The following is a 12,580-nucleotide window of genomic DNA, read 5'->3' as shown; positions in this document are numbered from 1 at the left end:
CGAACGACGCGCTGATCTCCACCAGGGCCTGCTCGAACTGGCCTGCAGCCTCATATGCCTCCGCCGCCTGCGAACCTCATTCTGAAACAATCAGTTAGACCTGTTCTCCATGGTCGGCCCCCTGTAGATCATCTCCGGCTGAGGCTGTAGCCCGAGCAGCCTGTTGACGGCCAGGTTGTTCGCCGGGGCTTCGTCCCCTTCTTGTGGTGTGCGGGTCGGGTGTAGGACTCGCCAGTGGCGAGGACGCGTCCAACGTCGTGGCGGGCGGCGGGACGCCGGTTCTTCGAGCCGAGCGGCCGACCGGGACCGGGGCGGGTGGGTTTCGGTGCACGAGCTGGCGTCCCCGTCTTCGCGCGCAGGTTCCTGAACCCCCGGCGGACACGGGCCGGCGTCAGCCTGTTCGGTTCCCCCGGTCGTTCCCACGGCCGGCGGAGATCCGCGGCGAGGGGGCGGGCGAGTCGAAGTTGGGCGTGTGCGGCCAGGACGAGCCAGGTCCATCTGTCGGCTGCGGCGGAGTCGCGGAGCATGGGCCGGGTCCAGCCCAGGGTCTGCTTGAGCAGGCGGAACGTGTGCTCCACGTCGAACCTTCGCAGGAACGCCTGCCAGGACCGGTCGACGTCCTCGGCGGCGGCGCCGGTGCCCGACCACCACAGCCAGACTGGCTTGTTGACCCCGCCGCTGGGCAGCTTCGCCACGGTCAACCGGATCACGGTGCCCTCGATGATCGGCAGGGGCCCCTCGTGATCCCCCCACGCAGCCCTGTGTGTCAGCCGGGGGTGGAGCCGGTCCCACGCCTGCGCGGTCGCCGTCCCGTACCGCTCTGTGTCGGTCACGGTCACTACCGCCGCCTCGCCCCAGGTCTCGGGGCGGCCGAAGACGAACTCACCACCGTCTTTGGGCGGGCGCCCGCCCTGCGGCGGGCAGATCCACGGCACCGGAACCGGTTTGCGCATCACCCGGTCTGAGCGGAGCCGGCCCAACACCTCGACCGGCATGTCCATCAGAAGGTGGGCGATCCGAGGCGCGTCGTCGCCGGCGTCGAGGACGACCAGGACCTCAGGATCACCCTGGCGCCACTGGCCCGCCGCGACGAGGCGTTCAACAACCTCGAGGACCTGCTCGGCGGTGACCGCCGCCAGGTCCGTGCCAGGCCCCAGCCGGATCGCGTCCAGCAGGGCAGTCCATGATGTGCGGCCGGATTCCAGTGCGGCGACGATCGAGTACGGCCATCCAGGCACCATCTGGTGCTTGCCCAGGCCCCGGCCGAAGGTGTGACAGAACGAGCGGTCCGAGGACGTGTCCGCGTCCGGCCGCAGCCACGGCGAGACGTCCACCGCGAGCACGAGGCGACCGTCGGCGGCCCGGGGCAGCGGCACCCCGACCAGGGCGCGGCGGAGCCGGGCGGCATCGATCCGGCCCTGGTTCAGGCCGGCGTAGAGAGCACCGTGCCCCCGCCTGTGCTCGGGCGCGAGGGCCAGGTCCACAAGGGTGCGGACCGGGCCATCGGTGCACAGCAACGCATCGCACAGCTCGAAGAGCGCATCGCCCCGGGCAAGCAGGGATCTGTACAGCTCGGTGCGGAACGCCGTCACCGCTGTGAACGCGCCTCGTTGAATCCCGTGCTCGACCTGATCCACGATCCAGCCTCCACGCGCCGCGCCGACCTCTTCTCGCAGGATCAGGCCCCAGCCCCGTGGACACGCCGTGAACTGGGGAAACCCCGAACAAGTCCGAGCCCCGTTCGATGACGGACCAAAAACGTCAAGGTTAGTGCCTGTTTCTGATCCCGGGCCGTAGCCCCTCGCTCCCCTGAGGAACAGGGCCCTCCAGGCCGCGTTCGCGGCCGTCGGCGCCACCCCTGGGTCAAGTTCATCGGGGTGAACTTGACCCAGGTCGAACTGGGCACCAGACGCCTCAGCAGTTCCGTTCGCCGAACCGTCACCGTGACCGTTCTCCGAACGGGTCGCTCTCGCCCTGACTTCCTCTTCGGTCGCTGACCTGCGCAGGCAGGGATCAGAAGCAGGCACTCAGCATGGACGCCAGCTCAGCTTTGCGTCCCTCTGCTCACCAGTCGATCTCTCCGTCCTCGTCTACGGAAGGATGGGCGACGGCGTGGAGCAAGTCGGTCCGATCGTGCTGTTCCATGGCCTCGGCCACCTCGTGGAGCCAGGATCCAAGGCTCGGCCACCCCAGGAAGTAGGCATGGTCGTCGTGCGCAGCGCGGCCAAGGTGGTTGTGCCAGAGGCCTGGGCCCGCGTCTATGAAGTGCTCATCGCCATCGCCGCCGGCGAAGGGGATCCACTGCGTTCCCCACCATGGATTCTCCTGCTCAGCCGGGTCGTTCTCGCCTTCCCAGATCTCCATACGCATCTGGCGCACTTCGGCGATTACATACGTGGAGTACAGCGGGCCGCACGGCAATATGCCGAGATAGGACGAATCCCCGTCGTGGCACAGCAGTGATGCGCGCAGGTCGGTGGGAAGCCGGATGCCCAACGTGACTTCGAGCTGGTCGATGGTGTGTGGCGAAGCCGGAGGAGCAAGCTCTGCGAGGCGAGCGGGCGCATGCCGGGCCAGCCATGCGTCGATGCGCTGCCAGGAGGTCGCAACGGGCGGGATCACCGGCGTGATGCCGTTCAGAGGCGGCTCAATCATGAGCTGAAGCATCTCAGCCGGGTTCAGCAGCAGGCTGCGCGGGGCTCGTTCTCATGTGCTTGGGCGGCCTGGTAGATAAAGAACAAGCCCAGTGCCTGTTCCATATCCCCGGTCGAGGCCGGCGGCTTGAGCCGAAGCATGAGAGTTGACACAAAGGTAGGCGTGTTGTCACTCGAAGGCATCTTCCGGCGACTGCGGGGGTTTGGGCCGGAGTCCGCCTGCACAGGCCAGCACTTCTGTCGCTGAGGAGTTCAGGAAGATCGTGAACACGGACGTCCTGTCCACGGAGTAGATGAGACCGGTACGCACAGGCTCTTCCCCGGCCTGCCGGAGGATGTCGACAGAGGCGGCAAGGCCCCCGACTGTGTGGCCACGCCGAGCAGCTGTGCGGATTCGAAATGCGAACACACCCGCGTGCCGACTGGGAGGGACCAGACCGTCCGAGATGTCGAAGGTGCCTCCGGCTACCAGGACGTCACGGGCAGGTCCGCATGCTGGGGTCTGTTCGCGAAGCATGGCGATGAGGTCCTCGCGAGGAATGCTGCGCACCGGCACCCGTACGACCCAGGCGTCGCCCATGTGTGACAACTTCAGCGCCTCTCTGGTGACAGCCCGACTGCTTCGACCTGCTTTTTTCGCAGGCTATCTGGTGCCGACGGCGACAACTACTGAGCCTCGGCACACGGCGCTACCCTCGGAGCAGGGCCCTCTGGCCCGCATTCGCCCCCGTCAACGGGGAGACCGGGACCGGTTGGTGGTGGGGCAACGCCGCACTCTTCACACCAGGCCCATCGATACCATAGCTTCCGTTCGGGGAGCGGTCACAGTGCCTGCTCCCCGAACGCGTCTCTACAGCCGACTTTCCGAAATCGGGCTTCTACCTGCGACAACGGGGTTTAGGAACAGGTTGTAAGCCGGACGGCACGTTGCTGCTGCAGACCCGGCGCGGGTCGCTGATCCAGGACCGGTTCCCCGACCTCGTCGCCGCAGCGGACAAGCTGCCCGACGGGCTGGTCCTGGACGGGGAGCTCGTCGTCTGGGACACGAAGGCGGGCCGGCTGTCGTTTGAGGGGTTGCAGCGCCGTACCGCTGCCGGAGGCCGCAGCGCGCGCGGGCTCGCCTCGTCGCTGCCCGCGTTCTTCGTCGCCTTCGACATCCTGCAGCAGGACGGACACGAGCTGACCGGCTATCCCTACCGCCAACGCCGCCTCCGGCTGGAAGCCCTGTTCGCCGCGGACCAGCTGGCGGCGCCCTGGGCGCTGTGCCCGATGACAACAGACCTGATCAAGGCGCAGCAGTGGCTGGAGTCCTGGACCGAAATCTCCGGGGTGGAGGGCATCGTCGTCAAGGCCGTGAACCAGCCCTACCGGCCAGGACACAGAGGCTGGTACAAACTGCGCCGCCGGAACACGACAGAGGCGATCATCGGAGCGATCACCGGCACCGTGATCCGACCTGAGCTCCTCTTGCTGGGCCGCCGCGACGTGGAGGGCCACCTCCGCCCGGTCGGCCGCACGGCCCCGCTGCGTGCCGAGATGGCGCGCCTGGTCGGGGGCAACGTGTCCGCGGCAGATACGGGACATCCGTGGGAGGGCTGGCGGTTCGCATCGGCGTGGGGCAGCCGGGACGTCCTTGATGTGACTCTCGTGCGCCCCGAGCTGGTTGCGGAGATCAGCGCCGACACCGCCGTCGATCGGGGCGGCGTCTTCCGGCACCCGGTCCGTTTCAAACGGCTGCGCCTGGACGTGATCGTGGAGGAGGTGCCGCTGTTCAGCGGGGGCCCGGGTTCGGCTCATGGTTGAAGGCCCGGCGTGGGCACCTGCACTGAGGGGGGGAGGGGCAGGTGCCCACGGGTGCGGCCGGGGGCCGCTCACCGAGCCGGCCGCGCCGCAGTCTCCAGCGTAAATCGACCAGGCGCGAGGAGTCACGGGCCAGTCGTCGAGGCACGTGCAGGCCGGAGGGAGTGCGCGTGGCCGGGCCGCCGACGAGCGCGGCCGCCACCACCGACTTCCCAATCGTGCTGTGGACCTGGCGAGTCCAGGCCTCTAAAAGACGCCGCGATCTGCCTGACCCGATTGCCAGCAAACTGCTCGACGAGGCCGGCAGCCTTGCCGGCCGACGCCGGCGGGCAGCCTCACGTCAGGCGCGGGGCAGCCATCCGGTGGCGGAGTCCGCGGTCTCCTGTGTGCGCTGGGCCCGTTCTTCGATGAGTCGGCGGAAGCCTGCCAAGGCATAACGTTCCCCGGTGGCCGAGCCGCGCCCGGGGATGCCCGCGACCTCGGCCATGCACTGCTGGGGCTGTGGCTGCCAGCCGGTGACCTGGACTCGCAGGCCCAGGTGCTCGGCGCGCCGGTGCACGTCCAAGAGGTGGAGCAGCCCGTCGGCGTCCATGGACGCGACACCGTGCAGGTCCACCAGGAGGTCTCGCTCAGTGACGGTGACTTTGTCCAGCGCCCGCTGGAGTTTTTCGCCCGCGCCCGCGTCGAGTTCCCCGCTGGCGCTGACCAGGACCGAGATGCCGCAGTGCTGGACGTCCACAGTGATCAATGGTTCTCCTTCGGTCATCGCAGGCTTTCAGGGCCTGTGGGCTTCCATCCTGGCGTCGTGGTCCCTGGCGCCGGGGCGAGGCACGCTGAAGTGCCCGCGCAGGCCATGGTTCCGGGGGTGGTTGTGGGGCGAATGCCGTTACCGGTCGAGGGCAGGGGGCAACCCATAGGTCCTGTGGCCTGCCCGTGTGAGAGGGCGGCCCCGCACCCCTCAGACGAAGGAGTACGGCGGATGACAACGGCTCGCGAGATCATGACGGCGGACGCGACGTGCATCGGCGCCCAGGAGACGGTCCTCGAGGCAGCCAAGAAGATGACCCAGCTGAAGGTTGGCGCGCTGCCGATCTGCGGCACGGACGAGAAACTCAAAGGCATGCTCACCGACCGGGACATCGTGGTGAAGGTCCTGGGCGCGGGCAAGGACCCCGGCCAGGTGAAGGCCGGCGACCTCGCCCAGGGTGAAGCCGTCACCATCGGCGCCGACGACGACGCCGCAGAGATCCTGCGGACCATGAGCGAGCACCAGGTCCGCCGGCTGCCGGTCATCGACGGGCACACGCTGGTCGGCATCGTCGCGCTGGCCGACGTCGCCCGCGCGCTGCCGGACGCGAAGGTTGGCGACCTGCTCCAGACGATCTCGCAGAGCTGACCAGACCACGTCCTGCACGCCTCTGGACGTGGGTGTCGGGGTGGTGCGGGGCCCCGCCAAACGTGGTGGGGCCCCGCACCACGTCGGCAACGCTTACGTGTGCGGCGTGCCGTAGTAGTGGCCGAACGGCTCCAGGTAGGACGAGTCGCCGGCCTGCTTGGCCTCGTCGAACTCGGGAGCGTCCTTGATCTGGTCCTTCGTCCGGTCGACGTAGACCTTCTCATCGACAGTGTCGATCATGTTGATGGTCCCGGCGGGCAGCAGGACGTGCTTGCCGAAGATCCACACCCCGGTGTCGACGACGACGTAGGAGGCGCCGACTTCCTCGGAGTGCTTGCTGATCTTGCCGATGCCGCCGTCCTTGGCCTCGACCTTGTAGCCGACGATGTCGGTTCCCGGCTGGTACCCGGCGTCAGGACGGTAGCCCCAGATGTCGAACTCACTCACAGCTGCCCCTTTCGCATGGCTGTCATGATTTGCGTAGTCCGCCACTGAACGTATGACCGCGGAGACCGCCCGGCGACTCGGGCCTCCTCCGGTGTACGGGTCGGCACGCTTTCGGGTCCGCGAAACCGGTGGTGGTGCAGGCCGGCCATAACAGGCGTCAGCGGCAGACCGCCGAGCAACTGGCCGGGAAGGCGCGGGGCTCAACTGGTCGCGGACCGCAGGGCAGGTGGAGTAGTTCGGCTGCGTGTGGCGGGTGGGGGTGGTGGGATCGGCGGGGTGAAGGATCCCTTTGGCTGTGACGCACCGGCTCTCCTGGCGTGTTCCGGGACCGCGGACCGGGCGGCTGCGCGCCGCGCCGTTGCCGCACGTGCCGTCGACGCGAGAGATCTGGCGTTGCTGCTGGACATACTCGGGCTGCTGCCCGACGCCGGCCCGGTCTTGTCGCGCTCGCCGGGGTGGAAGGCGGACCCGCGTGGGTAACCCCTCAGGCCACGGACGGAGAGAGGATTTCGTGAGCAGCCCGATCGGCCTTTCGGAAGGCTCCCGTGACGCGTTGCACCACCTGCGGGAGACGCGGGAGATCAATACCGTGATCCTTCGTTTCGCCGACACCCCCGGTGTGCTGGTCGTGGAGGTGGAAGGAAACCTGACCCATGACGAGCTGGTTTCGGCCCTGCCCGCGGACCAGGCGCGTCTGGTCGTCCACGAGCTGTCCTTCGCCACCCCGGAAGGCGCACGCAGGCACGAACAGTTGCTCATCCTCTGGAAGCCGGAGGACGCCGAAGCACAGGAAGAGGCCTACACCGACGGGTACACGGCCCTGAAGGAGTACCTCCCGGACGCGCACGTCCATCTCACGGCCAGACGGACACAGCAGCTGGAGTACCGAAGGCTCGTCGCCCTCGCCAGTTGAACGGCCACCGTCGCGCAGTGTCCCGCGCGGCGGCCGCCAGGCCCCTCACGACCTGGAGGGCCGCCCGGCGGCGAATGCAAGCGAGTCGAGTCGGATCCCTCCGCACCACGCTCGGATTCCAGGCCGCGGTCACCCGACGGCCGACGAAGCCGAGCGGTTCGACCAGGCGGACCCCCTCGTCTGGCCCGGCGGAGGTGCGTGGTGCTCGGGCTGGGCTCAGCATGACGGTGACCTGACAGTGTCGAGAGAGGAATGTGTCATGCCCAGAGGTTCCAGCGCGAAGCGTGAGCGTCAGTACGAGCACATCAAGGAGTCCGGTGAACAGCGCGGCATGTCGGAGGGGCGTGCGAAGGAGATGGCTTCCCGCACGGTGAACAAGGAACGGGCGCGTGCGGGGGAGAGCAAGACGGCCAGCCGCAGTTCCACGCAGGGCAAGTCCGCCTCCCAGCGGGGCGGTGAGAAGTCTGGCGGTGGCGGCGGCGCGTCGGAGCGCACCAAAGACGAGCTGTACCAGGAGGCGAAGAAGCGCAACATCGAAGGCCGCTCGACGATGACGAAGCAGCAGCTCAAGAACGCCCTCGGCCACTGACCGTCCACCTCCCCGAGCTCCTGGCCCTCGGACTCACCGCAGGCACGCCCTGGCATGAGGACCGTGGGAGGCCGCGGTCACGCCGACGGCCGATGCCGGGGGAGTGCCGGGCCCGTACGGGTGGCACCGGGCGGGTGAAGCAGGACCCGTACGCGGCCGTGTGCGGGTGCCTGCCCGCGATGGCGGCCGCAGGATGAGCGGAAACAGCCACCCCCGTCTGCAGGAGCTCTCCGCCATGCTCGAACGCAAGCTGCTCAAGGACCGTGCCCAGGTCACCTTCGTCCTGCCCGCCGACATCCCGCCCGGACCGGTCAGCGTCGTCGGTGACTTCAACGGCTGGAAGCCCGGCGCCCACACCCTTGAGCCCCGCAGCGACGGGATGCGCGCGGTCACGGTCGGCCTGTCGGCCAAGCGCGTGCACTCCTTCCGCTACCTGGCCGCGGGCGACTACTGGTTCAACGAGGGCCACGCCGACGGCCACGACGGCACCAACAGCCTCCTGCACACCTGATCCGACATCCCGGGAGCGGATCCACCCGCGCGGTCGGCCCCTGCCCAGTTTTCACCGGCCGGGGTACTGGCTCCAGCCGATCGGGTTCGGTGCCGGAGCGGGCGGGCAGCCGGACATCGCCGAAGCGAGGGTGCTCGGGTTCCGGGGACCTGCTGTTGCCTCAGACAGTGCCGCTGCGGTGGCGGGCACTGTGACCGGCGTCGGGTGACGGTGTGCGTAGCGGGGCCCGGCCGGGGTGGCTTTTCGACCGGCCGGGCCCCGCGTGCGTGGACCTCTCGTCGCCCTGCCACCGTGACACGGGCACGCCCGTACCGCCGGATGTTGTAGGCCAGCCGGCGTAGTCGCGCTGCGTGCTGTCCCCGCCCGGCCCTTGGTGCCGGAGCGCCGCCGCGTCCCAGCGGACGCGGCGCCCACCCCGGCGTCCGGCGGGTAGACGACCACACGCAGCTCGGGACTCATTCCCCCACCCTGCCGGTGCCCGGTCATTCCAGCACTCCGAGGGCGGTGTCGGGACGGCAGTGGATACAGGCAGGGATACCCTCGGCCAAGAGCCGCCGTATCTGCTCGGGACTGGCAGGGATGCAGCGTTTGCCGGTGTCCCAGCAGCCCCCGGCATGCAGGCGCACCGGGGGCCGGCCATTGCCGATCCCGCGCTCGATCAGCCACGCGGGCGGCTCCTTGGGCGGCAGCCTGGAAGCTGCGAGGGCCTCGCGCTCCTCGGCGGTGGCCAAGGCTTGCTCGGCGCGGCCGAGTTCGCCGCGCAGATAGGTGACCAGCGTCCGCAGCCGGGGCAGGTCGGGCGGCAGTACAGACACCGGTCAGCCCCCGTACTGGGCCTGCCGCAGGGCCTTACAAGCAGCGCAGAGGGGCGAGGCACCGACCCCGTACCGGCAGGTGGGGGCGTGGCTTCTCTGCACCAGCTCGAAGGTCGCTGAGTGTCTGGGCGAGAGGTTAGGCCGGGGTGCGGAGCCCTGCGGGGAGGCGGCCCGACGGGCCGTCCAGGAGCCGGTCGAGCGCCTGCTCCGCGGCCTGTAGGTCGCCGCCTCGCGCGATCCAGAGCGCGGCCTCGTTCATCGCCCCCGAGAGCAGCCGGGCCAGGGGCTTCACCGGCTGATCGGCGATGATCCCGGCTGCGGCGAGCGCCGCCAGGGCCCCCGTGAGCTGCCCTGCCGGAGGCCTCCTCGTCCAGGGCCCGCCACCCATCCCAGCCCAGCACGGTCGGCGCGTCGACCAGCAGGATCTGTCGCACCGCCGGGTCGGTCCCCGCGGCCAGGAAGGCGTGAATCCGATTTCTCCGGATTTGTCAAGTCCCGAGCACTCGGAACATGACCACGCTTTGCCGGTCAGGCCTACTTGTAGCGACAAGGCAGCACGGTAGGGCGAGGAATCTCCCCTCTCACCGAACCGCCGGAAATCCCGATAACGCGCACCCCCGGCCAAAATCGATCCGCCGACTGTCACCCAGAATTTCCGGGGATTGTCAGCAAGCCCCCGACACCTTAGAAAGAGAAAATCCGTGATCCGCATCGTTCATACTCACAGCGAGGCCCGGCTCAAGCGGCGGGGCTTCCGACTCGCGATCATTTGCGCCTTGGCTGCTTTGGTCTCCGGGGCTGTCGCCCTTCCGGCGTCCGCCGCGATGGCGGCCTCACCGGTCGTGAACCTCGTCGCCGATGGCGGTCACGGCGACATCGGGGGGCACGGCGACGGCGCCGGCTTCAACACTGACACCAGCAGCATCCAGGACATGAACGGCGGCGACGAAATCGGGTCTTCTGCAGCCGCCCCTGACTTCAGTGACAGCTTCAACACCGACGCCAGCGTCATCGACAGCTTCAACACCGACACCCCCTTCGATGGCGGCGGCAGCGTGGCGGCCGGCGACGAAAACGAGTCTTCTGCAGCCGCCCCTGACTTTAGCGACAGCCTCGACACCGGCATCAGCGACAGCTTCAACACCGTCGAGGGCATCGTCGAGGTCATCGCCGAGGACTAGGAATGCTCGAGGTGGGCATCAAGCACGGCTTCATAGCGACGCCGATGGCGGCGGGGAGGGGCCTCGCCGTGGGCCTCCAGTGGCAGGTCACGAGTGTCATCCGGCGCGTAGAGCCGCCCGCGAGTACAACACCGCCATGACAGAGCTCGGCCGGTCGGTGGGCCACCTCCGGCCTCACCCCTCACGGGGTACAGGCCTCGGCGATCGACAGGCTGTTCTCGTAGAGGTGGTGCCGGGCGATCCGGGCGCCCTCGACGGCAAGGTGCAGAGCGAACGGCCCCTCGAAGGACTTCCCCGTCGCGCGTACGGTCCCCGACAGGCGCCCCATCAGGACGGCGTCGGCGCCGTCGACGAGAAAGGTGTCGACGGTGGCGCGAGCCCTCGGGCACGGTGTGCTCCAGCAGCTCCGAGAACCGGGCGGCGCATTCGGCAGCGGTGGACCGCAGGCCGATCCGTAGGACAGCGGGGTTCTCAGCGAGCAGCCAGGCAACCTCGTCCGCGAAGAGCGCGACGAGCCGCCCGGTGTCCCCTGTCACCCGGGCGGCAGGGAAATTCTGCACGACGCCCCGGATGGCCTCGGCGACGGAGCTCGCGGTAGTGGCAGGGTACTTGACGGACATAACGCTCTCTTCGCGGCTGCGATCGGATCCCGGCGGGGGTTCCCATCGATGTGTCCCACGAGCCACAGAAGGTGCAGTCAACAGGCCACTTTGCACACGGTCCGGTCTGGCTCGGCGCCCAGGTCACGGGCTGCGGCCGGGGCGGCCCGGCGGGGATCGGGGCGGGGGAGGTCATGGTGCGCTCCTGGATGCGGCGGAACCCCCGACTCAATCATATGTTCGATTTCTGCGCCTAGGTGGCGGGCGCAGACCGCCTGTGGGCGGTTGTGACTGAGCGGGATAGTTGGCCTTACGTTCCTGGGACGGGATGGTTGGCCCGCAGGGTAGAGGGTGGAGCTGGTTGATCAGGGACTTTCCCCGTGATGCTGCTGCGAGGGCGTGATGGCGCGGCACAGGGACGCCTGATAGAAGAGCGACGCGGTGCCGGCTCGTCGTGGAGATCTGCCCGCGGTGCCGGTTCGGTACCTACCGCTCGGCCCGGACCGGCCGCCGTGCGAGTTTCGGACGCACGTACGATGCGCCGGTGATGATCTATCTGTCCATCGACACCACCTCCGAGGCGTACGTAAGCGGGAGGGCCCTGGGCTTCCTCCTCGGCGCCGCCGTGCTGATGCTCGTGCTCTGGTTCGCCACCGCGTCATGGCGGCGGGTCAGCGCCCTGCCTTCCGGCGCGGCCGCCGACGGGAACACCGTGGCGCCGCGAGTGCGCCGGCGTCGTACGGTTCTGATCATCCTGGGCCTGCTCGGGGCGGGTGCGGTGGTGAGTGCCGTACTCCGGTACGGGCCGGAGCCGCGCGCGGCGGAGACCGCCGCGGCCGCAAGCGGCCCGGTGGAAGCCGACGCGGCCCCGACCGCCCCGCGTGCGATCACGCCGCCCGCGGCCCTGGACGGCTACCGGCTGATGACAGAGGAGGAGACGGCCTCCTACCGTGAGGCGGAGGCCGCACGCCTTCCCCGTGGCCGTACCTGGTACTACGACCGGGACGATGACGGCCGCGCCGACGGCATCCTCCACATCGACACCACCCAGTGGTCGCAGAAGCTGGCCGCGGAGAAGCGCAGGGACTCGATCACGCAGGAGTTCCGGAACTTCTTCGCCGGAGCCATGAGCAGCGACTCCGCGGAGTACCCTGCCGGCCCGCTCGGCGGCCGTCTGGCCTGCGGGCACTACGAGAACAACCCCGCCATGTCCATCTGTGCCTGGAGCGACGCGAACACCCTCGGCACGTTCGCGCTGAATGGAGTCGGAGAGCTGTCCGAGGCAGCCAGGACCACGCTCGATTTCAGGAACGCATCCGACCAGCACACCTGAAGCCGCCAGGCATCCACTCCGCCGAACCGCCCTACCGAACTGAGCAGGGCGGCCGCCCTGCGAGCGCGCAGGCTTGCCGCCCCATGGACCAGTCCACCCCATGCAGCATTGTGGACACGAACTCGCGGCAGTCGCCGCGTGGATCTCGTCCTCCCGCTCGGCGGGCAGTCCGAGCGGTCGTGCAGGGGTCTCGCCCTCGCGCGGAACCAACGGGGTGAGGCTGCGACACCGCTGCCTGTCATGCACCTGCTGCAAAATTGAGCATCCCAGTTGGCCGTCGAGGCCAGGTACCGCGCTCAGTCACAGGCGGTGTGACTGTGCGCGATAGTTGGCGCTTGAGCG

At 68.9% G+C, this 12,580-nt stretch carries 13 protein-coding genes and 1 pseudogene; 7 read left to right on the top strand and 7 right to left on the bottom strand.

Annotated elements, in window-relative coordinates; genetic code table 11:
• Positions 1–128 precede the first annotated feature (128 nt).
• Both ACFV9H_RS31960 and ACFV9H_RS31955 read right to left on the bottom strand, forming a co-directional pair.
• Positions 129–1,637, bottom strand: coding sequence for an NF041680 family putative transposase (locus tag ACFV9H_RS31960; RefSeq protein ID WP_385405119.1), 1,509 nt, complete (start codon positions 1,635–1,637; stop codon positions 129–131).
• A gap of 427 nt (positions 1,638–2,064) precedes the next feature.
• Entirely contained in the window at positions 2,065–2,655 is a 591-nt protein-coding gene (locus ACFV9H_RS31955) for an SMI1/KNR4 family protein (protein WP_385405118.1), read from the bottom strand.
• 926 nt (positions 2,656–3,581) lie between these two features.
• Here ACFV9H_RS31955 and ACFV9H_RS31950 point away from each other — a divergent pair.
• Positions 3,582–4,457 (top strand): ATP-dependent DNA ligase, encoded by an 876-nt coding sequence (locus ACFV9H_RS31950; protein ID WP_385405115.1) that lies wholly within the window; start codon positions 3,582–3,584, stop codon positions 4,455–4,457.
• Between the two features lie 337 nt (positions 4,458–4,794).
• Here the strand turns inward: ACFV9H_RS31950 and ACFV9H_RS31945 are convergent, their stop codons facing one another.
• Positions 4,795–5,193, bottom strand: coding sequence for an STAS domain-containing protein (locus ACFV9H_RS31945; protein WP_385405125.1), 399 nt, complete (start codon positions 5,191–5,193; stop codon positions 4,795–4,797).
• 240 nt (positions 5,194–5,433) lie between these two features.
• Between ACFV9H_RS31945 and ACFV9H_RS31940 the strand changes: the two genes are divergently transcribed.
• A complete protein-coding gene (locus ACFV9H_RS31940) occupies positions 5,434–5,850 on the top strand; it encodes a CBS domain-containing protein (protein WP_385405112.1) in 417 nt (138 codons plus the stop codon).
• 93 nt (positions 5,851–5,943) lie between these two features.
• Here the strand turns inward: ACFV9H_RS31940 and ACFV9H_RS31935 are convergent, their stop codons facing one another.
• Positions 5,944–6,297, bottom strand: a complete 354-nt coding sequence (locus ACFV9H_RS31935; RefSeq protein WP_385405110.1) for a PRC-barrel domain containing protein — start codon at positions 6,295–6,297, stop codon at positions 5,944–5,946.
• Between the two features lie 511 nt (positions 6,298–6,808).
• On the opposite strand from ACFV9H_RS31935, the gene ACFV9H_RS31930 reads away from it, so the two are divergent.
• The 3 genes from ACFV9H_RS31930 to ACFV9H_RS31920 all read left to right on the top strand — a co-directional run bounded on the left by ACFV9H_RS31930 (position 6,809) and on the right by ACFV9H_RS31920 (position 8,310).
• Positions 6,809–7,210 (top strand): hypothetical protein, encoded by a 402-nt coding sequence (locus tag ACFV9H_RS31930; protein ID WP_385405107.1) that lies wholly within the window; start codon positions 6,809–6,811, stop codon positions 7,208–7,210.
• A gap of 259 nt (positions 7,211–7,469) precedes the next feature.
• Positions 7,470–7,799, top strand: coding sequence for a plasmid stabilization protein (locus ACFV9H_RS31925; RefSeq protein WP_385405104.1), 330 nt, complete (start codon positions 7,470–7,472; stop codon positions 7,797–7,799).
• Between the two features lie 235 nt (positions 7,800–8,034).
• Positions 8,035–8,310 carry an isoamylase early set domain-containing protein gene (locus ACFV9H_RS31920; protein WP_385405123.1) on the top strand — a complete coding sequence of 92 codons (276 nt, stop codon included), beginning with the start codon at positions 8,035–8,037 and terminating at the stop codon, positions 8,308–8,310.
• Between the two features lie 482 nt (positions 8,311–8,792).
• Here the strand turns inward: ACFV9H_RS31920 and ACFV9H_RS31915 are convergent, their stop codons facing one another.
• Positions 8,793–9,125, bottom strand: a complete 333-nt coding sequence (locus tag ACFV9H_RS31915; protein WP_385405101.1) for a DUF6233 domain-containing protein — start codon at positions 9,123–9,125, stop codon at positions 8,793–8,795.
• A 136-nt stretch (positions 9,126–9,261) separates the two neighbouring features.
• On the bottom strand, positions 9,262–9,513 hold the full coding sequence (locus ACFV9H_RS31910) for a hypothetical protein (RefSeq protein ID WP_385405098.1): 252 nt from the start codon (positions 9,511–9,513) through the stop codon (positions 9,262–9,264).
• 313 nt (positions 9,514–9,826) lie between these two features.
• On the opposite strand from ACFV9H_RS31910, the gene ACFV9H_RS31905 reads away from it, so the two are divergent.
• Positions 9,827–10,306, top strand: coding sequence for a hypothetical protein (locus ACFV9H_RS31905; RefSeq protein ID WP_385405096.1), 480 nt, complete (start codon positions 9,827–9,829; stop codon positions 10,304–10,306).
• Positions 10,307–10,487: 181 nt separating this feature from the next.
• Here the strand turns inward: ACFV9H_RS31905 and ACFV9H_RS31900 are convergent.
• Positions 10,488–10,926: pseudogene (locus ACFV9H_RS31900) on the bottom strand (nuclear transport factor 2 family protein).
• Between the two features lie 523 nt (positions 10,927–11,449).
• On the opposite strand from ACFV9H_RS31900, the gene ACFV9H_RS31895 reads away from it, so the two are divergent.
• A complete protein-coding gene (locus tag ACFV9H_RS31895) occupies positions 11,450–12,238 on the top strand; it encodes a hypothetical protein (RefSeq protein WP_385405094.1) in 789 nt (262 codons plus the stop codon).
• The last annotated feature ends 342 nt before the right edge of the window (positions 12,239–12,580 follow it).

The organism is Streptomyces sp. NPDC059874 (genome assembly GCF_042731135.1).
Lineage (GTDB): Bacteria > Actinomycetota > Actinomycetes > Streptomycetales > Streptomycetaceae > Streptomyces.
This window is presented reverse-complemented; position numbering and strand designations above follow the sequence as displayed.